At 71.9% G+C, this 22,106-nt stretch carries 21 protein-coding genes; 11 read left to right on the top strand and 10 right to left on the bottom strand.

Going from position 1 to position 22,106, the window contains the following annotated elements; translation table 11 throughout:
* Positions 1-23: 23 nt before the first annotated feature.
* Complete coding sequence (locus ABD254_RS09715) at positions 24-1,001, bottom strand: ScyD/ScyE family protein (protein WP_344247975.1); 978 nt, start codon at positions 999-1,001, stop codon at positions 24-26.
* A 225-nt stretch (positions 1,002-1,226) separates the two neighbouring features.
* Here ABD254_RS09715 and ABD254_RS09710 point away from each other — a divergent pair, with 225 nt between their 5' ends.
* Entirely contained in the window at positions 1,227-1,661 is a 435-nt protein-coding gene (locus ABD254_RS09710) for a VOC family protein (RefSeq protein WP_344247973.1), read from the top strand.
* 108 nt (positions 1,662-1,769) lie between these two features.
* Here the strand turns inward: ABD254_RS09710 and ABD254_RS09705 are convergent, their stop codons facing one another.
* Both ABD254_RS09705 and ABD254_RS09700 read right to left on the bottom strand, forming a co-directional pair.
* Complete coding sequence (locus ABD254_RS09705) at positions 1,770-2,405, bottom strand: VanZ family protein (RefSeq protein WP_344247971.1); 636 nt, start codon at positions 2,403-2,405, stop codon at positions 1,770-1,772.
* Positions 2,402-3,088 carry a M15 family metallopeptidase gene (locus ABD254_RS09700; RefSeq protein ID WP_344247969.1) on the bottom strand — a complete coding sequence of 229 codons (687 nt, stop codon included), beginning with the start codon at positions 3,086-3,088 and terminating at the stop codon, positions 2,402-2,404. The genes ABD254_RS09705 and ABD254_RS09700 overlap by 4 nt, the downstream gene beginning before the upstream one ends.
* Before the next feature lie 88 nt (positions 3,089-3,176).
* Between ABD254_RS09700 and ABD254_RS09695 the strand changes: the two genes are divergently transcribed.
* The gene (locus tag ABD254_RS09695; protein WP_344247967.1) at positions 3,177-3,890 is read left to right on the top strand and encodes a response regulator transcription factor; all 714 of its coding nucleotides are present in this window, start codon (positions 3,177-3,179) and stop codon (positions 3,888-3,890) included.
* Positions 3,883-4,995 (top strand): sensor histidine kinase, encoded by a 1,113-nt coding sequence (locus tag ABD254_RS09690; protein WP_344247965.1) that lies wholly within the window; start codon positions 3,883-3,885, stop codon positions 4,993-4,995. Before ABD254_RS09695 ends, ABD254_RS09690 begins: the two co-directional genes overlap by 8 nt.
* 49 nt (positions 4,996-5,044) lie before the next feature.
* Here the strand turns inward: ABD254_RS09690 and ABD254_RS09685 are convergent, their stop codons facing one another.
* From ABD254_RS09685 to ABD254_RS09675, 3 genes are read right to left on the bottom strand one after another with little or no spacing between them, the layout of a single operon-like run.
* Positions 5,045-5,974 (bottom strand): alpha/beta fold hydrolase, encoded by a 930-nt coding sequence (locus ABD254_RS09685; RefSeq protein WP_344247963.1) that lies wholly within the window; start codon positions 5,972-5,974, stop codon positions 5,045-5,047.
* A gap of 13 nt (positions 5,975-5,987) precedes the next feature.
* On the bottom strand, positions 5,988-6,734 hold the full coding sequence (locus ABD254_RS09680; protein ID WP_344247961.1) for a sulfite exporter TauE/SafE family protein: 747 nt from the start codon (positions 6,732-6,734) through the stop codon (positions 5,988-5,990).
* A gap of 23 nt (positions 6,735-6,757) precedes the next feature.
* Entirely contained in the window at positions 6,758-7,639 is an 882-nt protein-coding gene (locus tag ABD254_RS09675; protein ID WP_344247959.1) for a helix-turn-helix transcriptional regulator, read from the bottom strand.
* A gap of 133 nt (positions 7,640-7,772) precedes the next feature.
* On the opposite strand from ABD254_RS09675, the gene ABD254_RS09670 reads away from it, so the two are divergent.
* Entirely contained in the window at positions 7,773-8,711 is a 939-nt protein-coding gene (locus ABD254_RS09670) for an SDR family oxidoreductase (RefSeq protein ID WP_344247957.1), read from the top strand.
* 36 nt (positions 8,712-8,747) lie between these two features.
* On the opposite strand, the gene ABD254_RS09665 is transcribed toward ABD254_RS09670, so the two are convergent.
* Positions 8,748-9,485: a dienelactone hydrolase family protein gene (locus ABD254_RS09665; protein ID WP_344247955.1), complete on the bottom strand. Its 738-nt coding sequence runs from the start codon at positions 9,483-9,485 to the stop codon at positions 8,748-8,750.
* An 83-nt stretch (positions 9,486-9,568) separates the two neighbouring features.
* Positions 9,569-11,485, bottom strand: coding sequence for a DUF3472 domain-containing protein (locus ABD254_RS09660; protein ID WP_344247953.1), 1,917 nt, complete (start codon positions 11,483-11,485; stop codon positions 9,569-9,571).
* A 198-nt stretch (positions 11,486-11,683) separates the two neighbouring features.
* On the opposite strand from ABD254_RS09660, the gene ABD254_RS09655 reads away from it, so the two are divergent.
* The 7 genes from ABD254_RS09655 (at position 11,684) to ABD254_RS09625 (ending at position 20,656) form a co-directional block, all read left to right on the top strand.
* Positions 11,684-12,694 carry a LacI family DNA-binding transcriptional regulator gene (locus tag ABD254_RS09655; RefSeq protein WP_344247951.1) on the top strand — a complete coding sequence of 337 codons (1,011 nt, stop codon included), beginning with the start codon at positions 11,684-11,686 and terminating at the stop codon, positions 12,692-12,694.
* A 193-nt stretch (positions 12,695-12,887) separates the two neighbouring features.
* On the top strand, positions 12,888-15,230 hold the full coding sequence (locus ABD254_RS09650; protein ID WP_344247950.1) for an ROK family protein: 2,343 nt from the start codon (positions 12,888-12,890) through the stop codon (positions 15,228-15,230).
* Positions 15,230-16,159 carry an ABC transporter permease gene (locus ABD254_RS09645; protein WP_344247948.1) on the top strand — a complete coding sequence of 310 codons (930 nt, stop codon included), beginning with the start codon at positions 15,230-15,232 and terminating at the stop codon, positions 16,157-16,159. Before ABD254_RS09650 ends, ABD254_RS09645 begins: the two co-directional genes overlap by 1 nt.
* Entirely contained in the window at positions 16,152-17,042 is an 891-nt protein-coding gene (locus tag ABD254_RS09640; RefSeq protein WP_344247946.1) for an ABC transporter permease, read from the top strand. The genes ABD254_RS09645 and ABD254_RS09640 overlap by 8 nt, the downstream gene beginning before the upstream one ends.
* On the top strand, positions 17,039-18,037 hold the full coding sequence (locus ABD254_RS09635) for an ABC transporter ATP-binding protein (protein WP_344247944.1): 999 nt from the start codon (positions 17,039-17,041) through the stop codon (positions 18,035-18,037). Before ABD254_RS09640 ends, ABD254_RS09635 begins: the two co-directional genes overlap by 4 nt.
* A complete protein-coding gene (locus ABD254_RS09630) occupies positions 18,018-19,070 on the top strand; it encodes an ABC transporter ATP-binding protein (RefSeq protein WP_344247942.1) in 1,053 nt (350 codons plus the stop codon). The genes ABD254_RS09635 and ABD254_RS09630 overlap by 20 nt, the downstream gene beginning before the upstream one ends.
* Positions 19,070-20,656: an ABC transporter substrate-binding protein gene (locus ABD254_RS09625; protein ID WP_344247940.1), complete on the top strand. Its 1,587-nt coding sequence runs from the start codon at positions 19,070-19,072 to the stop codon at positions 20,654-20,656. Before ABD254_RS09630 ends, ABD254_RS09625 begins: the two co-directional genes overlap by 1 nt.
* Positions 20,657-20,770: 114 nt before the next feature.
* Here ABD254_RS09625 and ABD254_RS09620 read toward each other — a convergent pair whose 3' ends face one another.
* Entirely contained in the window at positions 20,771-21,199 is a 429-nt protein-coding gene (locus ABD254_RS09620; protein WP_344247938.1) for an SRPBCC family protein, read from the bottom strand.
* Positions 21,200-21,227: 28 nt separating this feature from the next.
* Positions 21,228-22,067: an alpha/beta fold hydrolase gene (locus ABD254_RS09615; RefSeq protein ID WP_344247936.1), complete on the bottom strand. Its 840-nt coding sequence runs from the start codon at positions 22,065-22,067 to the stop codon at positions 21,228-21,230.
* Between the last annotated feature and the right edge of the window lie 39 nt (positions 22,068-22,106).

Raw genomic sequence — 22,106 nt, 5'->3', positions numbered from 1 at the left:
AGCCCGCACGACGTTTCTGCGGTTCAGCGGCCCCAGCCGTGGCCGTGCCCGAGACGGACCGTCCACACCTCCCCGCCGAGCGTGACGACGTAGGCCGTGCCCCGGACGATCTCGACGGACGTCGGTTGGTCGAGCCCGTCGGCGACGGGACGCAAGGTCCCGTCCCACCCGGCCTTCATGAGCTGACCGGTGCCGGGTTCGGCGGGCGACCCCTCGGGGTTGACCGGATCGAACACACCCTGCGAGAGCGCGTACAGCCCGCCGCGGCCGAGCTCCACGTCGACGAGCAGCCGGCCGCCGGAGGCGATCTCCGCCGTGTCCGGCCAGCCCGGTCGGAACGCCACGACCTTCCCGTCCTCGGGCAGGTGCGGCACCGGTCCGGCCTGGGCGACCAGGACGGTCCGGCCGAACGTCTCGAGGCCGGTGGGGACGACGTTGTCGAGTGCGATCAGCTCGGAGATCGAGCCGCGCGGCGTCACGCGCAACACCCGGTTGTGGTGTCCGTCGGTGACGAGGAAGCCGCCGCGGTGCGCCTCGAGGGCGAACTGCACGCCGGTCGGCACGAAGAAGTCCGTGTCGGGCGGGTTCGCGACGGACCAGGCGCCGATGTCGGCGACGGGCACGACGGCTCCGGACCGGTCGACCCGGTAGAGGCCCGAGGCGTCGTCGGGCTCGACGAGGGTCACGAGGACGTACGCGGTGCGGCCGAGGAACGCGACGTCGAGCGCCCCGCCGGGCGTTCCGAGCACCCGCTCGGGCAGGCCGGACGCGAAGGTCGAGACCTCGCCGGTGCGGCGGTCGACCCGGGAGACCTCCCCCGTTTCGGGCTCCGTGACGTACAGGGCCCCGTCGGGGCCGATGGTGCTGCCACCCCCGCCCGACAGGCCGGTCACCAGGAGCGACGGGTCCCCGGGGTCGTGGCCGGATCGTGGTGACGACGCGACGGCGGTCGTCGCGGCGGTCGTCGCGGCGAGGAGCGTTGACAGGACAAGGGCGGTCAAGCGGTGTGGGGTGCGCACGGGAACTCCCATGGGTGCGTCGTTGCACTGCTGCGGGTCGGGCTCGGCGCAGACGTTGGCATCGCACACCGGGTCGGGACGTTTGCTTGCGTTCTCTCCCCGCGTTCGACAGTACGCCCGCAGGATCGCCGTCACGGGTGGAACCCGGACGGGCTTCCCGGCCACGACGGCGACCAGCCGGACGGCCCGCGCCGTTATGGTGGGCCGATGACGTCGGTCAGGCAGGTCCAGGTCACGTTCGACTGCGCGGACCCGGAGCGGGTCGCGCGCTTCTGGTGCGAGGTGCTGGGGTACGTCGTACCGCCACCCCCGGAGGGGTTCGCCTCGTGGGACGAGTTCGACCGCTCGCTGCCGGAGGACCGTCAGGGCTCGGCGTTCGCGTGCGTCGACCCCACGGGCGTGGGCCCGCGGCTGTTCTTCCAGCGCGTCCCCGAGGGCAAGGTCGTCAAGAACCGGGTGCACCTCGACGTGCGGGTCGGCACCGGGCTGGTCGGCGACGAGCGGCTCGCGACGCTCGAGGCCGAGCGGGATCGGCTGGTCGCGCTCGGCGCGACGCACGTGCGGACGCTGTACGCCGACGGCATCGAGGAGTCATGCGTCTGCATGCAGGACGTCGAGGGCAACGAGTTCGACCTCGACTGAGGCGGAGGTGCAGCGCAGGGTGAGGGCCGAGGAACGAGGCACTCGCCCGCAGCGGAACCGCAGACTCAGGCGACAGACAACTCGACTGAGTGTGTCGCCTGAGGGGCCTCAGTCGGGGGCGTCCCCCGTCGACCCCGTGCCGGGCGGCCCGCCGGGCACGGAGCGATGGAGGCCCGCGCCGCCGTCCGGCGCCGCGAAGCGCACCGGAGACGCGACGAAGAGCCCGCTCGCGAGCAGGGCGAGCACGGTCACGACCGAGCAGACCCGCGTCATGACGCGGGCCGCCCGCGCCCCGAGCCCGCGGCGTGCCAGCGCGAGCAGGCCGAACCCGACCAGGCCACCGGCGGTGTTGACGACGACGTCGGTCGCGTCGGACCGCCCGACTGCGAGCGCGTACTGGGCGGCCTCGAGGACCAGGCTCACCCCGGCGACCGCGGCCGCGGACCTCCACCACGGCCACGCCGGCGCGGCCAGGCCGAGGTAGAGGCCCACGGGGACGAAGAGCAGCAGGTTCACGAGTACCTCGCCGGGCGCGCTGGCACCGGAGCCGGCGGTCGGGGCAAACGGCACGAGCTTGACCACGCGCTGTGCGCCTTCCCCGACCCACGGGACCTCGAGCTTCCACAGCACGATCCAGGCGAGCAGGGCGAGGTAGACCACGAGGCCCGCGACCAGGGCGGCCCTGGTCGCTCGGTGCCCGCCGGACTCCGCGGCGTCGGGCGCGGGCTGCTGGGTGGTGATCACTGCTGCATCCTCGGGTCGTGCGTCGGGTCGGGGTACATGGCCGGGCAGCCGTCGTCGGCCGCGTCGGGGTGCAGCTCGTAGTGCCAGGGCTCGTTGGCGTACGTCTGGCACAGCCCGAACGCGGCGCCGTGCTCGGACAGCCACGCGGTCGCGGCGGTGGGACCGAGGTCGACCGCGTCGCCGGAGACGTGGGACGACGTGTCCGCCGTGGCCACCCATCGGGCGGCCTCCTCGGCCGAACCGTACTTCGCGACCGCCTCGCGGAAGAGCTGGTCCTGGAGCTCCGCGGAGCGCCAGCCGCTGGTGACGTGGAACGTCACCCCGTCGTCGGCGGCATCCGTCGCCGCGGCACGCAGGGCGCCGAGCAGCGCGGGGTCGAGGTTCGCGACGTCGGGATCGGAGTCGTCGAGCACGGTCACGGCGTCGGTGGCGGTGTCGCCCGGATCGCCGGGCTCGCCGGGCGCCGCGAGGTGGTCGCCGTGGCTTCCTCCGTGCCGCTGCGCGCCGTCGGACGACGTCGCGGACGTCCGCGACGTCGACGCGGACGTCTGCGACGAGGGCGAGGGCGCCAGGGAGGGCCAGGTGAGGACGCCGGCGAGGACCACGCCGACGACCCCGAGCACGACGAGGACCGCCGCTCGACCGCGGCGGGGCGCCGTGCGCGCGTGTTTCAGGTTGACCATGCCGGCCAGTCCAGGCGACCGGCAGTTGCCAGCGCGTATGCGCATTTCGATACGCCGGCGATATGCGACGGCTCGTAGCATCGAGGGCGTGCGCGTGCTGATCGTCGAGGACGAGCCCTACCTGGCGGACGCCGTCCGCGACGGGCTGCGCCTGGAGGCGATCGCGGCGGACGTCGCGGGTGACGGCCACACCGCCCTGGAGCTGCTGAGCGTCAACGCCTACGACATCGCCGTCCTCGACCGCGACGTCCCCGGGCCGTCGGGAGACGAGATCGCCGCGCACATCGTCGCCTCCGGCAGCGGCACGCCGATCCTCATGCTCACCGCGGCGGACCGGCTCGACGACAAGGAGTCCGGGTTCGAGCTCGGCGCCGACGACTACCTCACCAAGCCCTTCGAGCTGCGCGAGCTCGTGCTCCGGCTCCGGGCGCTGGACCGGCGTCGGGCCCACCACCGGCCACCCGTGCGCGAGCTCGCGGGCCTGCGTCTGGACCCGTTCCGCCGCGAGGTCTACCGCGACGGAAGGTACGTCGCGCTGACCCGCAAGCAGTTCGCCGTGCTGGAGGTGCTGGTCGCCGCCGACGGCGGCGTCGTCAGCGCCGAGGAGCTCCTCGAGCGCGCGTGGGACGAGAACGCCGACCCGTTCACCAACGCCGTGCGCATCACGGTCTCGGCGCTGCGCAAGCGGCTCGGGGAGCCGTGGCTCATCGCCACCGTGCCCGGCGTCGGCTACCGCATCGACACGACCGACGACGAGAGGGCTTCCGGCGGCGAGACCGAGGGAGACGTGGACCGTGGATAGGCGGCCCGGCCCGAGTGTCCGCCTCAAGCTCACCCTCAGCTACGCGGCGTTCCTCATGGTCGCGGGCGCCCTGCTGCTGGCGGTGGTGTGGGTGTTCCTGCTGCGGTACGTGCCCGAGTCGGTGCTGATCACCATCGACCGGCCCGGCCCCGGGCAGTTCATCCCCAACCGGTCCGACCTCGAGCGCGCGTTCGCTCCGCGGGCGGCCACGGCGATGGCGTGCCTCCTGGTGTTCGGGCTGGTGGGCGGGTGGCTCCTCGCCGGCCGCATGCTCGCCCCGCTGAACCGCATCACCGCCGCCACCCGGCGTGCCGCCGGCGGCTCCCTGTCGCACCGCATCCGGCTGCCGGGCCCCGACGACGAGTTCCGGGAGCTCGCCGACGCCTTCGACGCCATGCTCGCGCGGCTCGAGGCGCACGTCGCCGAGCAACGACGGTTCGCGGCCAACGCCTCCCACGAGCTGCGCACCCCGCTGGCGACCACCCAGGCGCTGCTCGACGTCGCGCGCAGCGACCCGGGCCACGACACCGGCGAGCTCCTCGACCGCCTGCACGCCGTCAACGCCCGCGCGATCGACCTTACCGAGGCGCTGCTCCTGCTCAGCCGCGCCGACAGGCGGTCCTTCACGGCCGAGCGCGTCGACCTGTCCCTCCTCGCCGAGGAGGCGACCGAGACGCTGCTGCCCCTCGCGGAGAAGCGCGGCATCTCCCTCGAGACGGCCGGCGACTTCGCCCCCGCCGTCGGGTCGCCGGCCCTGCTGCTGCAGCTGACCACGAACCTCGTGCACAACGCGATCGTCCACAACCTTCCCGACGGCGGCGGCACCGTGCGGGTCGGCACCGTCGCCCGGCCGGGGTCCGTCGCGCTCACCGTCGAGAACACGGGCGAGGCGGTCGCCCCCGAGGTGGTCGCGACGCTCACCGAGCCGTTCCAGCGCGGCACCGAACGGGTCCGCGCCGACCACGCGGGCGTCGGCCTCGGCCTGGCGATCGTCCAGAGCATCGCCCGGGCGCACGACGCTGACCTCACCCTCGCCCCCCGGCCGGGCGGGGGGCTCCGCGTCACCGTGCGGCTGCCGGCCGCGCCGCCGCGCCCCGCCGGGTGACAGGCCTGGGCGAGCCGGTTGCCGCGCGACCTGTCACCGGACCCCGTCGTCAGGAGGCGATCTCGGCGATCGCCCGCTTCAGGGCGGCGACCGACCCGGGGCCGCCATGACCCTCGTCCAGGATCGTCAGCTCGCTGCCGGGCCAGGCCCGGTGGAGCTCCCACGCCGTGACCGCCGGGCCGGAGATGTCGCGGCGGCCGTGGACGAGCACACCGGGGATCCCGTCGAGCCGCTCCATCCGCCCGAGGATGTCGTCGCCCCCGAAGCCCGAGTGGGACCAGTAGTGCGTCACCAGCGTGGCGAGCACGTCGCGGGTCGGGGGCGTGTGCCAGCGCGGGTCGGGCTGCCAGCCCGGTCCGAGCGAGACGTGCGTGTCCTCCCACCGACCCCACGCCGCCGCGGCACGACGACGGACCTCGACGTCGGCGTCGCGCAGGGCACGCGCGTAGGCGTCCACCACCCGCTCCCCCGGGGCGCGCTCGACCGCACCGGCGAAGGCCTCCCACTCCTCGGGGAACACCCGCCCGATCGACTCGGTGATCCACTCGACCTCCGCCGTCGACGTGGTCGTCACCGCGAACAGCCCGAGGCCCGTGACCCGCTCCGGGTGGGCCTGCGCGTAGGCGAGCGCCAGCGTGGTCCCCCAGGACGCGCCGGTCACCATCCACCGGTCGATCCCCAGGTGCCGGCGCAGCGCCTCGATGTCGTCGATCTGCGCCGGCGTGGTGTTCTCGTCGAGCCGGTCCAGGCGCTCGGTCACCAGCGGCCGGCTGCGGCCGCAGCCCCGCTGGTCGAACGTGACCGACAGCTGTCGCGTCGGGTCGATCCGACGTCGGTGGCCGGCTCCGGCTCCGCCGCCGGGACCCCCGTGCAGCCACAGCACCGCCGCGCCCTCCGGGTTTCCCGCCACCTCGTAGTACAGCTCGTCGCCGCCACCCACACGCAGGTGACCGGTCCGGAGCGGGATCTGGGTCGGCATGCCGGGAGCCTAGCTAGAGCAGCAGCAGGTTCAGGGCCGCGGCGGCCACGAACAGGGTGACCAGTCGCTCGAACAGCTGCTGGTCGACGTGACCGATGACCCGCCGCCCGATCCACGTCCCGACCAGCACGAGCGGCGCGAGCACCGCCCACAGCGCCACCGTCTCGGTGCGCACGATCCCCACGCCGACGGCGACGGGCAGCTTGATCAGGTTCACCGTGAAGAAGAACCACGCCGTGGTGCCGAGGAACCGCCACTTCTCGTAGCGGGCGGCCAGCAGGTAGAGACTCATGGGCGGGCCCCCGGCGTTGGCCACCATCGTCGTGAAGCCGGCCAGGCCGCCGTAGCCCACGGTGGCCACCCGCGTGTCGGCGCGCAGGCGGTCCCGCCAGAGGTTGAGCACCAGCAGGGCGAGCAGGATCGCGCCGATCGTGCGGCGCATGACGTCGTCGCTGACCATGGTCAGGAAGACCGCGCCGAGCGCAACGCCCGCCAGGACCGGCACGAGCAGCCGCCCGATCACCCGGAAGTCGGCGTGCCGGCGATAGGCCCAGATCGCGACGAGGTCGCCCGTCACCAGCAGCAGGAGCACCGCGCCCGTCGAGTCCTTCGCGGGGATGACGAGCGCCATGAGCGCCGCGGCGATCATGCCCAGGCCGCCGAGCGCCGTCTTGGAGAAACCGACGAGCAGCGCGACCAGGGCGGCGACGGCCCAGCCGGTCCACGGGAGCCCGGCGATCAGGGGGGCGGGCTCGAGCACCCGGGAAGCCTAGCCGTCGTCCCTCACCGTTCCCGCGTCTCCCCGCCTCCCCCTGCCACCTGGTCTCGTGCCGGCGACTGCGCTCCGACCATGGACAGCAGCTGGAGCCGCTCGTAGCTCTCGCTTCCCGGCGCCGCGGTGTAGACCAGCAGCGAGTGCGACTGCTCGGGGTCGAGGAGGATCTGGCAGCTCAGCTCCAGGAGCCCGACGGCGGGATGCTGGAAGCGCTTGACCTGGTGCGGGGTGATGCCGACCTCGTGCCGCTCCCACAGGGCGCGGAACTCGTCGCTGCGGGCGAGGAGCAGGTCGGCGAGACGGGCGGCCTTGGACTCCGGTCCGCGCAGGGCTAGGACTGTCCGGAGCCCCGAGGCGTACATGCGCGAGTAGAACTCGTGGTCGTCCGGCGGGTAGAGGCCGCGGACGGCCGGGTCGGTGAACCACCGGTACTCGATGCTCCGCGCCGGTCCGGTGTACCGGCTCAGGTCCCCGACGAGCGCGGCCCCCGGCCCGGTCTGCCGCAGCGTCTCGCCCAGCTCGGTGACGATCTCGGCCGGGGTGTCGGCAAGCCGGTCGAAGATCCGCAGCAGCCCCGGGCTGATGTGGTCGCTGCCGGGGCCCTGCAGCGGTGGGCGGTGACCGGCGAGGCGGAACAGGTGGTCGCGCTCGTCGCGCGAGAGGTGCAGCCCCTGGGCGATCGAGGCGATCATCTGCTCCGACGGATGCGGGCCGCGCTCGCGCTCCAGGCGGGAGTAGTAGTCGGTCGACATGTGGCACAGGGCCGCGACCTCCTCCCGGCGCAGCCCGCTGGTCCGCCGACGCGGTCCACGGGGCAGCCCCACGTCCTCCGGCTGCAACGCCTCACGGCGACGGCGGAGGAACTCGGCCAGGCCTGCACGATCGATCACCCGTACATCGTCTCCTGGACCGCGCCGCTCATCCACGGATCGTCGGGCCGTGGATAACTCGCTCCACGTCGGGGAGCCTCGGAGTCAGGCACCGCGCAGGTGCGCACCCACCACACGACGTCGGAGTGAGCCCATGGCACGCAGGCGGTACGACATCACCATCCCCGACCTCTCTGGACGGCGAGCACTGGTCACCGGGGCCAGCGACGGCATCGGGCTCGGCATCGCGACCCGGCTCGCCGGCGCGGGGGCCGAGGTCGTCATGCCGGTCCGCAACCGGCGCAAGGGAGAGGCGGCGGTCGAGCGGATCCGCCGGCAGCACCCCGACGCCAGGCTCTCGCTGCGGGAGCTGGACCTCTCGTCCCTGGAGTCGGTGGCCGCTCTCGGCAAGGAGCTCGTCGCCGACGGAGAGCCGATCCATCTCCTCGTCAACAACGCGGGGGTGATGACGCCGCCCGAGCGGCAGACCACCGTCGACGGGTTCGAGCTGCAGCTCGGCACCAACCACCTGGGCCACTTCGCGCTCACCGGCCACCTCCTGCCTCTGCTCAGGGCCGGACGCGCGCGGGTGACCACCCAGACGAGCATCGCCGCGCGTCGCGGCGCGATCGCCTGGGACGACCTGGGCGGGGAACGCGAGTATGACGGCATGCGCTCCTACCGGCAGTCGAAGATCGCGTGCGGCCTGTTCGGCCTCGAGCTCAGCCGCCGTAGTAGTGCCGCGGGCTGGGGGATCACGAGCAACGTCTCGCATCCCGGGGTCGCCCCGACCAGCCTGCTCGCAGCGCGCCCGGAGGTGGGCCGCGCGTCGGACACCCGGGACGTGCGCCTGATCCGCTGGCTCTCGGCGCGGGGCCTCCTCGTGGGCACGGTCGAGACCGCGACGCTCCCCGCCCTGATGGCCGCGACCTCGCCCCGGGCGAAGGACGGCGGCTTCTACGGGCCGCGGTGGCCCGGGAACGCCGGCGGCCCGCCCGGGGAGCAGAGGCCGTGGGCGCCGCTGCGCAGCGCGCAGGAAGCGTCCCGCCTCTGGGCGGTCTCCGAGGAGCTGACGGGGGTCAACCTCGCGTGACCACCGGGCGACCCGGACCGCTTTGCCCGCCCGGGCTCACGTCAGGTGCCGGACGAAGAACCTGGCCGCGTCGTCCCCCGCGAACGGCGGGACTCCGGTGTGCCCACCCAGGTTGGCCTGAAGCGTCTTCTCCTGGGAGCCGAAGGCGTCGAAGAGCTCGAGCGCCAGCTGCCGGTCGTTCCCCTCGTCGTCCCACTGCAGCAGGACGTGCAGCGGGATCGTGACCTGACGGGCCTCGTCGACCATGGTGCGGGGAACGAAGCTCCCGGCGAAGAGACCGGCGGCCGCGATGCGCTGTTCGACCACCGCCAGCCGGATGCCGATGGCGGTCACCCCGCCCGAGAACCCCACCGGGCCGCGGATCTCGGGCAGCGCCAGGAGGGCGTCCAGGGTGGACCGCCACTCCGGGACCGCCTGCTCGACCAGCGGGAGGACCAGCCGGTCAACGATCTCGTCGTCGACCGGCTCGCCCGCCGCGAGCGCCCCGCGCAGATCGGCGCGGGCCTGCTCGACGTCGGCCAGGCGGGGCCGGCTACCGCCCCCCGGGAGCTCGATCGTTGCGGCGGCGAAGCCGTCCGCCGCGCAGCGCCGGGCCCGCCCCGCCAGCCGGGGGTACATCCTGTCCAGTCCGCCCGGGTGGCCGAGCAGGATCAGCGGCACCGGTGCGGACACCGAGGCGGACGCGGGCGTCCACAGGATGCCGGGGATCTCGCCGAGGGTGAGCTCGCGCTCGACGACGTCGCCGTCGAGGCGCTTCTCAGCGGTGAGCTGCATGGTCGTGCCCTTCGGGAGCTCGTGTGCGAGGTTCCCGGGGCGGTCGCCGGTGGTGGCCCCGACCGCCCCGGGCCCTCTCTAGCCTAGGGAACCGTCACCGTGGTCGAGCCGCTCAGGCCGCTCGATGCGCCGGTGACGACGAGCTCGTGGCTTCCCGGCGACAGCACCTCGGGCAGCTCGATCCGCACACGCTCCAGATCGCCGGTGGCGTCGGCAGTCGCCGTCGTCGCCACCTCGGCTCCGTCGACGCTCACCGACACGGGTTCGTCGTTGGCGTAGGGCGAACCGCTGACCACCAGCGTCCGGCCGTGCACCTCGGCGCTGATGCTGGCAAAGGTCTCCTGCCCGTACAGCGGGGCGCCCTTGCGGACGGCCTCGACCGGGGGGATCGTCCCCGGCGACGTGCACGACCTGGCGGACGTGTCCCAGATCGAGTTGACGTTCGAGCGTGCCTGCTCGAGGGGGATGGAGCTGCCGGTCACCGTCTCGGTGACCTTGCACGGCTCGTTCGGGGTGGGGAACGCGTCGTTCTGGATCGTGAACAGGCGCGACATCTGGCCCGTGAACGAGACCTTCGACAGCGGGACCCAGCGGTCCTTGGCCGGCGAGAAGGTGAAGGCGTTGCCGTACGAGGCGGTGCGCGCACGTCCCGCCGTGAACTGGTCGTCGCGGACGAAGTCCTCGACGAAGGAGTACAGGCCGTCCAGCCGTTCGTGGGCGGCCGGGCGCTCGGTGCGCACGGTCATCAGCCGCGTCCAGTCCGGCGTCTTCCCGACGGGGTTCTTGTTGATCCACGCCGTGACAATCCTGGCGTTTCCGTCGGAGTCGTCGCCCTGCTCGGTGATCATCGTCGAGTAGGTCGTGCCCAGGTCCCAGTCGAACGGGATGCGGATGCTGGGGCCGCCGGCGTACTCGCCGTGGATCACCAGGTCGCCACCGGGGACGGCGTAGAGCACCTGCGAGGCCAGCCGGTCGTCCGGGACCTCGCCCTTGGCGGGGCCGAAGATCGAGAAGATGGCGATCTTGGACGAGTCCTCGAGCTCCTGGATGCCGAAGTAGCCGCCGGCGAAGCCGTTGGTCATGAAGTACGTGCCCGGTGCGCTGCTCAGCGGCGTGATCTCGTTGTAGAACGCACTGGCGTCCCGGGGCAGCTCCCCCGTGCTCGTCCTGTACTGCAGGTGGGCCGAGGGGTCGGCCTTCTCGAAGATGCCCGCCTCCTGCGCGTCGCAGATGCCCTGTCCCTCGACCAGCGGATCGCAGCTGTCGGGCTGCGGCGTCCGCCCGCCCCGGGGATCGACGCCGAACGGCTGCGCCACCGTCACGATCCGGGCGTCGAAGATGTGGGCCTGCCCGTTGCCGCTGACCTGGATCTCCCTGACCTTCCGGTCCGGGTCGATGGTGATGCCGCTGACGAACATCCCGTACAGGGTGTCCGCGTCGGCGTTCTCGGTGGTCGGCGTGTTGCGGCCCGGAACGCGGAACGCGTCCTGGACGACGCCGAGCTCGTCGGGCGTCTGGGTGGACCAGGTGTTGGTGGTGGCGAACGTCCTCAGCTCGGTGCGGTCCTCGTACTTCACCGTGACGTTGAAGGGGCGGTTGTTGCTGGTCGTCGTGGCCAGGAACGCGATGGCGTTGCCCTGGCCGCGCAGCTTGATCGTCGTGGGCACCGTCGACGGGGCGACGTTGTCGGGCGTGCCGGGCCTCGTGCGCGGCATGGTGAAGTCGAGGCCCCCCACGGTGACCTGCGCCCCGGGACCGTATCCGGCGTCGGCCAGGCTCGAGGCGCTGAAGGAGGACCCGCTGGAGCTCAGCTGACCCCGGCCCAGCGTCCGGGCATCGGTGATGCCCACGTTGTTGAACGCCCGGGAGACCGCGCCGCGGGAGTCGTGCGCGGAGTCCGGGCTGCCGGAGGGGGCCGCCAGGGCCGAGGGCGGCCCCATCCCCACCGCTGCCGTGATCATCACGGCGATGCCGAGTCGGAGTCGGGTGCTCAAGGCCATGGGAAGTCCCCTGTCGCGTGGCGTGGTCGGCGAGACGGCATGATGCAACGTTTCATCATGTGTGACGTGGACCATAGTGCCTGAGGCGCCCATCGATGTCACCCCCCGGGGCTCCCGGTACCGACCGGGCGTCCCGCAGCAGCCGATCCCGCGGCGCTAGGGTACGGACCGACCGCACCACCCAGGACGAGGGGCGCGATGGAACGCAAGCCCAAGCCGACCATCCGCGACGTCGCCCACCTTGCCGGAGTCGCTCCCTCGACCGTGTCCCACGTGCTGTCGGGGGCCCAGGGCGGGACGACCCGCGTCGGCGAGTCCACCCGGAAGCGGGTCAAGGAAGCCGCCGCCGCACTCGGATACGTCCCCAGCCAGGCGGCGCGCGGCATGCGACGGGGACGGACCGACCTGGTGGCGGTGGCGATCGGTGACCTCGACTGGCCGTGGGACCGTGCCCTTGCCGGTGCGGCGGCCCGCTTCTTTCCCGCGCACGGCTACCAGGTGGTGGTCGTCCTCGGCGACGCATGGCGGCAGTTCATGCTCTCGGGAGGGGCCGACGGCGTGATCCTCGGCTTCATTCCCGAGGGTGTCCCCCGGGACCGGACCGTGACGGAGCTGGCCGGCCGCGGGGTGGCCCAGGTGGTCATCTCCGACGCCATGGAACCCGCCGGTTTCGACGTCCTCGCGCCCGAACCGGATGCGGGCGTCGCCGAGGGGATGGACTTTCTCACCGCGAGGCACTCGCGGATCGCGTGCATCAGACGCGCCCCGGAGAGCCACCGCGCGCGCCCGTCGAGATACAGCGGCTACGTCGCCGGCCTCGAGCGGGCGGGCCTCCCCGTCGACGAAGGGCTCGTCCGCACGTCGCACCACCGTCGGGACCTCGCCTACACGGCGGCGCTCGACCTCCTGCGCCTCGACGTCCCGCCCACCGCCGTCTTCGCGACGGACGACATGGAGGCGCTGCAGGTCCTGCGCGCGGCGTTCCGACTGGGTCTGCGTGTGCCGCAGGACCTCCAGATCATGGGCGTCGGCAACTCCACCGAGGGCCAGGAGGGCGACCCCGCACTCACCACGGTGGGGCCGGAGCCCATCTTCGACCAGGTGTGCTCGATGCTCCTGGACCGGATGGAGGGCAGGACGCCTACCGACGGCGTCAGGGTCGCCGCTCCGTGGACCCTGCACCTCCGCGGCACGACGCTGCCCCGCTGACGCTCCGACCAGCAGTCCCCCATCACGCTCGACCCTGGCACCACGCGCCACGTCGTCGACGTCGTCCGAGAGCTCACCGGCGCCTGAGGAGCTCTCGACACGCGGCCCGTTGACAGCGAGGCGGCCTGGTCCCACAATGGCGAAACTGCTTTCACAATGGAGATGAAAGTCACTTAGAAACCGGGGTCCAACGATGTCCGCCATCGACGGGAAGCTCGTCGCCCAGTGCCTGACGCATCTGCGCGACCTGGAACGGGCGACCATCTCGGACCTGGCGGAGCGCACCGGCCTGTCGCGCCCGACGGTCACCGCGGCGCTGAACGCGCTGGTGGAGTCCGGGCTCGCCGTCGAGCACGAGGCACGGTCCGCCGCCGGCCGCCCCGCGCGCGCCTTCTCCCCCGTCGCCGGCTCGCCGGTGATCGTGGGCATCGACCTGACGCGCAGCACCGTCCGCATCGTGATCGCCGATCGCACCGGGCGGGTGCTGGGCCGCCAGGACTCCGAGATCGCGCCGCCGACCACCGCGCAGCCCTCGCTCGCCCCGGTCCGCGCCCTGCTGCTGCAGACGCTGGAGCGCGCCGGTCACCGGCAGTCGAACGTCGCGGCGATCGGCATCGCGGTCGCCGGTCTGATCGACGAGGACGGCATCCTCATCTCCGCCCCGCAGATCACCGCCTGGAACGGCCGGGACCTCGCCGCGATGTTCACCGAGTACTTCGGCGCGCCGGTCGTGGTCGACAACGACCTGTCCCTCGCCGCCGAGGCCGAGTCCCGCGGCGGGGCGCTCGCCGACGCCGAGACGGGCGTGTACGCGCTCACCTGGCACCACGTGTCGGCGCGGGTCACGGCATCCGGCCGGGTGCTCCGCGGGCGCCGCGGACGCGCCGGGGAGGTCGGGCTGCTCCGTGCGTTCAGCGATGTCGAGGTGCCGCCCGGCACCCTCCTCGAGGCCGTCCCGAAGGTGGGCGCCGAGCTGCGCCGGCTGCGGGACGACCCGGCCGACCTGTCCGGGCTCGCGGCGCTGGAAGCCCTGAGCGCAGCGATGGCGCCGGCGCTGGCCGCGCTCATCCTCACCGTCGACCCCGACGTCATCGTCCTCGGCGGCGAGCTCGGCGAGTACGCCGATCTCGTGGCCGGCCCGCTCGCCGACGGTATCCGCACCGCCGTGACGGGCATCGAGACCGGCCCGCGGCTCATCCGCGGGGGCGAGTTGGGCGCCGACGCGGCGGTCCTCGGGGCGGTCGGCCTGGCCTTCAAGAACCACTCCACCCGCATCTACGGGATGCCGGACGTTCCGGCACCCGTCATCACCATCGATCCGGAGAACGAAAAGATGACGACCGACACCGTCGCCGAGACGACACCGTTCCGAGCCGCCGTGATCGGCGTCGGCGCCCGAGCCGGCGTCGCGCTGCACGTGAAGGAGGCGGGCGGGATCGTCGTCGCGGCGGTCGACCCCGACGAGCGCACGCACGCGCGGGCCGCGCGCCTGTTCGGAGACGTCCCGGTGTTCTCCTCGGTCAAGGAGCTGCTCGCCTCGGACGTGGCGGTCGACGGCGCGTTCGTGACCACCCCGGACCACACCCACGCCGAGGTCGCCGTCGAGCTGCTCGAGGCGGGCGTCGCCGCCTACATCGAGAAGCCCCTCGCCGTCTCCATCGAGGACGCCGACCGCATCCTCGAGGCCGGGCACCGCACCGGCACCAAGGTCTACGTCGGCCACAACATGCGCCACATGCAGGTCGTCCGAATGATGAAGGACATCGTCGACCGCGGCGAGATCGGCGAGGTCAAGGCGATCTGGTGCCGGCACTTCGTCGGTCACGGTGGCGACTACTACTTCAAGGACTGGCACGCCGAGCGCGACAAGGCGATGAGCCTGCTGCTGCAGAAGGGCGCGCACGACATCGACGTCATGCACTGGATCGCCGGGACCTCCACGCGTTCGGTCGTCGGCGTGGGAGACCTCGCCGTCTACGGCGACGTCGAGTCGCGGCGCGACAACTCCGACCGGCGGATGGGCGACTGGTTCTCCATGCAGAACTGGCCGCCGAGCGCGCAGCAGGACCTCAACCCCGTCATCGACGTCGAGGACATCTCGATGATCATGATGCGCACCGACTCCGGCGTGCTGATGAGCTACCAGCAGTGCCACTTCACCCCGGACTACTGGCGCAACTACACGGTGATCGGCACCGAGGGGCGCATCGAGAACTTCGACGACGACGCCGGCGGCGAGATCCGCCTGTGGAACGCCCGCAGCGACTACCTCGAGAAGGGGCACGTGCGCTACCCGATCGAGGACGGCGGCGCCGGCGGTCACGGCGGCGCCGACCCGCTCACGGTCGCCGAGTTCGTCGAGTTCGTCCGCCGCGGGACGCCCACCGACACGAGCCCGGTCGCGGCCCGAGACGCAGTCGCGGCGGGCATCGGCGGCGCGCTGTCGATCCGCTCGGAGTCCCGGCCTTTCGAGATCCCCCGGCTCGCCGACGAGGTGCTCGACTACTACGCCGCGCACCAGCCCACCCGACGCTGATGCTCCGGTACACGCTGCGCCGCGTCCTGCTGATGATCCCGACCCTCATCGGGTCGACGTTCCTCGTCTATCTCCTGGTCTTCCTCATCCCGGGCGATCCGGTCACCAGGCTGGCCGGCGGGGAGAAGCGGCTCTCGGACTCGACGATCGCGTCCATCCGGGAGCAGTACAACCTCGACGACCCGTTCTTCGTCCAGTACGCGAAGTACCTGTGGGGTGTGCTGCACGGCGACTTCGGGCACGACTTCAACGGCAACTCCGTCTCCACCCTGATCGCGACCGCGCTGCCCTACACGGTGGTGCTGGCATTGACGGCGTTCGTGCTGAAGCTCGTCATCGGCGTGTGCCTCGGCGTCTGGGCGGGCCTGCGCCAGGGAAGGCTGCCGGACAAGTTCAACCTGTTCTTCACGATCTTCTTCCTGGCGGTGCCCGGCTTCATCATCGCCTACTTCTCGCAGTACGTGTTCGGCATCAAGCTGCACTGGTTGCCGATATCGGGGGTGCAGGCCGGGTTCCCGCTCGCGTTCGTCATGCCGGCGATGGTGCTCGCCCTGGAGACCGCGTCCCCGCTGGCGCGGCTGAGCCGCACGAGCCTCGTCGACACGATGCGGTCCGACTACATCGTCACGGCGACCGCGAAGGGGATCAGCCCGCAACGGATCATGTGGGTCCACGCGCTGCGCAACGCCTTCATGCCGGTCGTGACGTATCTCGGGCTGAGCATGGCGGCGCTGCTGGGCGGGTCGGTGCTCATCGAGACGATCTTCAACCTGCCCGGCCTCGGCGGCACGCTGGCGAGGGCGATCGACACGCAGAACGGTCCGGTCGTCGTCGGCGTCTCGATCTTCCTGCTGCTGTTCTACCTGGTCGCCGCCCTCGTCGTGGACCTGCTCTATCCGATCATCGACCCGAGGGTGCGCCATGCCTGAGTCCACCACCTCGCCGCAGACGGCGCGGGCTCGCCGGGGGCGCCCGCGCAGCGGCCTGCGCAGCCTGTGGAAGAGCCCGTGGTTCGACATCGCGGCGATCATCATCGTCGTCGTCGCGCTCATGGCGCTGTTCCCGTCCCTGTTCACGCACATCGACCCCCGGGACTGCGACCTGTCCAAGTCGCGCCTGGGGCCCGAGCCGGGCCACCTCATGGGCTACGACATCCAGGGCTGCGACTACTGGTCGAACATCGTCTACGGCGCGCGCACCTCGCTCGAGGTCGGCGTGTACACCGCGGCGATCTCGTTCGTGATCGCGCTCGTCGCCGGGTCGCTCGCCGGCTACTTCGGCGGCGTCGTGGACTCGGTCATCTCCTGGACGTCGAACGTGATCCTCGGCATCCCCGTCGGCATCGCCAGCCTGGTGATCCTGTACCAGTTCCGCTCCCGCACGGTGTGGACGATCGTGTTCGTCCTCGTGCTGTTCAGCTGGGCGGCCACCATGCGCTACATGCGCAGCTCGGTCATGCAGGTCAGGAACCTGGAGTACATCCAGGCCGCGAGGGGGCTGGGGGTCGGCCCGTGGCGCATCCTCGGCTCGCACGTGATCCCGAACGCGGTCACGCCGCTGATCGTCATGACCACGCTCTCCGTCGGCGCCGGGATGGCCGCCGAGGCGGGCTTCTCGATCCTCGGCGTCGGGCTCAAGCTGCCCGCGTTCTCCTGGGGCATCCAGATCGCGCTCGCGAGCCAGGACGGCAACTGGCAGATCGCACCGCTCCTCATGTTCTTCCCCGCCCTGATGCTGGGGCTCACCACGCTCGCCTTCGTCGTGCTCGGCGAGAGCCTGCGCGACGCCCTCGACCCGAAGGCCCGCCGATGACCGCGCTCCTCGACGTCCAGAACCTGTCCCTCGAGTTCCGCTCGCCGGGGAACCCGCCGATCGCCGCGCTGCAGGACGTGAGCCTCACGCTCGACCGGGGCGAGACGCTCGCCGTCCTCGGAGAGTCCGGATCCGGGAAGAGCATCACCGCCAAGGCGATCATGGGCATCCTGCCCAAGCCGGCCTCGCGCATCACCGGCGGACGGATCATGTTCGACGGCGACGACCTGCTCACCCTTCCCCCGACGAGGCTCCGCCGGGTGCAGGGCGCCCGCATCGCGATGGTGTTCCAGGACGCGCTGAGCGCCCTCAACCCCGTGCAGACCGTGGCCACCCAGATCGCCGAGCTCTACCGCGTGCACCGGGGGATGGGGAAGAAGCAGGCGCACGCGGCCGCGATCGAGATGATGCGCGCGGTGCGGATCCCCGACGCGGCGAACCGCGCCGACGACTACCCGTTCCAGTTCTCCGGCGGGATGCGCCAGCGCATCATGATCGCGATGGCGCTGGCGCTGGATCCCGACGTCCTCATCGCCGACGAACCGACCACCGCGCTGGACGCGACCGTGCAGGCTCAGATCCTGGACCTGCTGGGCGAGATCACCCAGGAGCGCCAGATGGCGCTGCTCATGATCACGCACGACCTGGGCGTCGCAGGACAGCTGGCGGACCGGGCGCTGGTCATGTACGCCGGGCGGGTCGCCGAGTCCGGCCCGATCGGGAGCATGTTCGAGAGCCCCGCGCACCCGTACACCAAGGGGCTGCTGGGCTCGATCCCGAGCGCGGCCCACCGCGGCGGAGACCTGCCGACGATCCAGGGACTGCCTCCGGACATCGCCCGGCGGCCGCCGGGCTGCAGCTTCAACCCGCGCTGCGGGTACGCCACCGCACAGTGCCGCACGGTGCTGCCGCACCTGGACCCGTTCGCGCCCGATCGGGCCGCCGCCTGCCACCACAAGGGGGAGGTGATCGCCGATGCCCCTGTTGGAGCTTGAGTCGGTACGCCGCTTCTACAAGCAGAAGCACACGATGTTCTCGCGCGGCACGCACGGGCAGGTCCGTGCCGTCGACGGCGTGGACTTCACGGTCGACCAGGGCGAGACCGTGGGCCTGGTCGGCGAGTCGGGCTGCGGGAAGTCCACGCTCGCGCGCATCATCTGCGGCCTGGAGGCGCCCAGCGAGGGGACCGTCCGCTGGAACGGTGCGGACGTCGGCGCCATGTCGGCGGCCGACCGCAAGTCGCTGCTGCACCGGGAGGTGCAGATGGTGTTCCAGGACCCGCACGCCTCGCTGGACCCGCGGCGGTCGGTCGGGCAGTCGATCGCGGAGGGCGTCACGACGCACCGGCTGCTGCCGGCGTCGAAGGTCGACGCGCGGGTGGGCGAGCTCCTCACCCAGGTCGGCCTGAACCCCGAACACGCGCACCGGTACCCGCACGAGTTCTCCGGCGGCCAGCTGCAGCGGATCGGCATCGCCCGGGCGCTGGCGGTCGAGCCGAAGCTGCTGGTGTGCGACGAGCCGGTCTCGGCGCTCGACATCTCGGTGCGCGCCCAGGTGCTCAACCTGCTCAATCGCCTCAAGCGCGAGCTCGGCCTGTCGATCGTCTTCATCGCGCACGACCTCGACGTCGTCCAGCACATGTCCGACCGCATCGTGACGATGTACCTCGGCAAGGTGGTCGAGCAGGGCGACTGCGACGACGTGTACGCCGCCACCGCGCACCCGTACACCCGCGCGCTGCTCTCGGCGATCCCGCGCAAGCTCGCGCCGGACGAGCGCCTCGAGCGGGTGGTGCTCGAGGGCGACCCTCCCTCGCCGATCGACCCGCCGCCGGGCTGCCCGTTCCACACCCGCTGCTACGCGGCGGTCGAGCGGTGCGCCACCGACGTGCCCGCCCTCCGGTCCGTGCCGGGCGGGCAGCCGGCGCACCACGCCTCCTGCCACCTCGCCGAGCAGATCACCCGATCGCGCGTCGGCATGGTCTCCACGCTTCCCTCCCCTCTCTCCCTGTCCGAAAGGAACCAATGATGAACCCTAGGAGCAGCCGCATCGCGGTCGGCATCGTCGCCGCCGCTGCATGCGTCACGATGCTGTCCGGTTGTCTCGGCGAGCCCTCCGAGGCCGCCGACGGCACGACGTCCCTCGTCGCCGTCAACAACGGCGAGATCGGCCGGATCACCGGCGCCCAGAATCCTGGCAGCCAGATCGCCATGGCGATCTGCGAACCGCTGACGGGCATCGAGGAGGACGGCACGGTCTTCATGCGCGGGGCCGAGTCGCTCGAGAGCGACGACCAGGTCAACTGGACGGTGAAGGTGGCCGACGGCCACACCTTCTCGGACGGCACGCCGATCACGGCGGAGACCTACGTCGACACGTTCAACTTCGTCGGCGCAGGCGCGAACGCGATGCCCTCGAACTACGCGTACGGCCCGATCAAGGGCTACGACGAGCTGAACCCCGCCGAGGGCAAGGCGACCGCGACGGAGTTCTCCGGCATCACGCTCGTCGACGAGAGCACGTTCACGATCGAGATGAAGTCGCCGAACAACGACGTCCCGTACATCCTGTCGCAGCTGGCCTTCTGCCCGATGCCCGAGAGCGCCTTCGCGGACCCGGTGGCGTACGACAAGGAGCCGATCGGCAACGGCGTCTACACGCTGGAGAAGCTCGACCCGCAGGTCGAGGCGGTGCTGAAGAAGGACCCGAAGTACCAGGGCTGGGTGCCCGACGGCGCGGCCGACCAGATCACCTTCCGCGTCTACACCGACACCAACACGGCCTACCAGGACGTGGTCGCGGGCAACGCCGACCTGCTCCGAGACCTGCCGCCCGGCCTCATCGCGCAGGGACGCAACGCGCTCGGCGAGGAGGGGCTCACCGCGATCGACAGCAACGCGCTGGAGACCTACTTCACCTGGCCGACCTACCTCGACGAGACCTTCCCGATCGAGGTCCGCCAGGCGTTCTCGATGATCGTGGATCGCGCGACCATCTCGAAGGACCTCTTCAAGGACGCGACCGTTCCGGCCGGGTCACTCATGCCGAACTCCGTGTCGGCGTACCGCGAGGACGCCTGCGGCGAGTACTGCACGTACGACCCGGACGCCGCCAAGGCGCTGATCGCCGAGTCGGGCTTCACGGGGACCATCCCGCTGAACTACTCCTCGGAGAACACCACGGACGCCGCGACCGCTCTCGCCGTGTCCAACTCCGCGAAGGAGATCGGCCTCACGGTCGAGCCGAAGCCGGTGCCCGCCGCCGCCCTGTCGGAGACGATCAACTCCTACGAGCTGGACGGACCCGTCATCCAGCTGTGGGGATCGTCGTTCCCCGCGGCGTCCGAGTGGGTGGCGTCGGTGTACATCGACGCGAACTACCGCTTGAAGTACACCGATGCCGAGGGGCAGGCCGCGGTCGACGCCGCGCTCGCCGCACCCAGCCAGGAGGAGGCCGACGCGCTCTGGCAGAAGAGCGAGGACCGCATCCTCGCCGACCAGGTGATCCAGCCGCTGTACCAGCAGGTGCGGTACATCGCGCACACCACGTGCGCGACGCCGCATCACGCGGGCGGCGACCAGCAGATCTACCGCACCGCGGTCACCTGCTCCTGAGCGGACCGACCGCCGAGGGGCCGGACGGGGGCGATCCTCCGTCCGGCCCTTCGCGTGCGAGCGGGTGCGAACGAAGACGCTCGCTACGAGGTCGAGCTCGTGACGGGTCGAGCGCTACGGGGTCGAGGACTCGGCGGCGCGCTTGATCGAGGCGGCCTCGGTCTGGGTGTACTCCCTGCTCAGCGACCGTGTCATCAGCCAGCCGATCCCGGACAGCAGTCCGGACACCCTGAGGCGAAGGGTGAGCCGGCTGCCGTCAGGGTGCGGCTCGACGACGTGCGCGCCGGTGATCGTGACGCCGGGCGAGCGTGACTCCCAGGTGAACGACGACCCGTCGACCAGCTCGGTGACCGTCCAGACCCCCTCGGGCAGCTTGGGCTGCCGCAACCGGGTGCGGGAGCCGACGGCCAGCGGTCCGTCGTCGAGGCGCTCCACGTCGTCGACCGTCGGGATCCGTTCGGGCCAGCGTTCGACGTCGACGAGGACCGCCCAGACCCGTTCGGGCGGGGCCGCGATGGTGAGGTCGTGCTGCAGGCCGGGCATGCGCCGAGTGTAGGACTGGTGGGTCTGGTCAAAGTCCCAGCATCGCCGTCGCGACCTGATCGGCGGCCGCATCGGGGATCGCCGTCGAGGCTCGTTCGAGCACGAGGAGCCGGGCGCCGGGGATCTCGCGCGCGAGCGCCATGCCGTTGCCGACCGGGAAGAACGGGTCGAGGTGACCGTGCACCACCAGCGTCGGCATCGCGAGCTCGGCGAGCCGCTCGCGCCAGCGCGGCGTGCAGTCGAGACTGGCGAACACGATGCCCAGCTGGTTGGCCATGTGCACCGCGGGCACCGTGCCCGGTGTGCGGTCCCAGGTGCGTGCGGCGACAGCCCGGGTGGCGGCGGGGTCGTTTCCGAGGATCTCAGCACCTTCGGTCGCGTGCTGCATCACCGCGTCGCGGTCGGACCAGTCGGGCATCGAGCGCGAGAACAACCGGGCCATCGTCGCCGCGTCATGGTCAGGCAGGTCGGCGTCGACCGGGCCGGGGGCGATCGGTCGCGTTCCGGCGAGGGTCAGGGCCGAGAACGCCTCCGGGTGATCGAGCGCCGCAACTTGGGCGACCATCCCGCCGACGCCGATGCCCACCAGGTGGGCCGGCCGGTCATCGAGCTCGCGGGCGAGCGAGGCGGCGTCGGCGGCAAGATCGCGCAGCGTGTACGCCGGAGCCTCGGGATCGACGGTGGTCGACGCACCGGAATCGCGCAGGTCGTACCGCACGACGTGGCGACCGCCGCGCGCGAGGGACTCGCAGAGCGCGTCGGGCCACGAGAGCATCGTCGTGCCACCCGCGCAGAGCACGAGCGGCGCCTCCGCGTCCCCGAAGTGCTCGACGCCGAGCGTGACGCCGTTCGCCTCGACCGTCGTCATCACGCCAGCTCCCCCGCCGCGATGACGCCGTCGGAGGTG

The sequence above is a fragment of the Isoptericola hypogeus genome (assembly GCF_039531145.1).
In the GTDB taxonomy this organism is placed as follows: Bacteria; Actinomycetota; Actinomycetes; order Actinomycetales; family Cellulomonadaceae; genus Isoptericola; species Isoptericola hypogeus.
The sequence above is the reverse complement of the archived record's forward strand: the minus strand, read 5'-3'. Positions and strand labels throughout refer to the sequence as shown.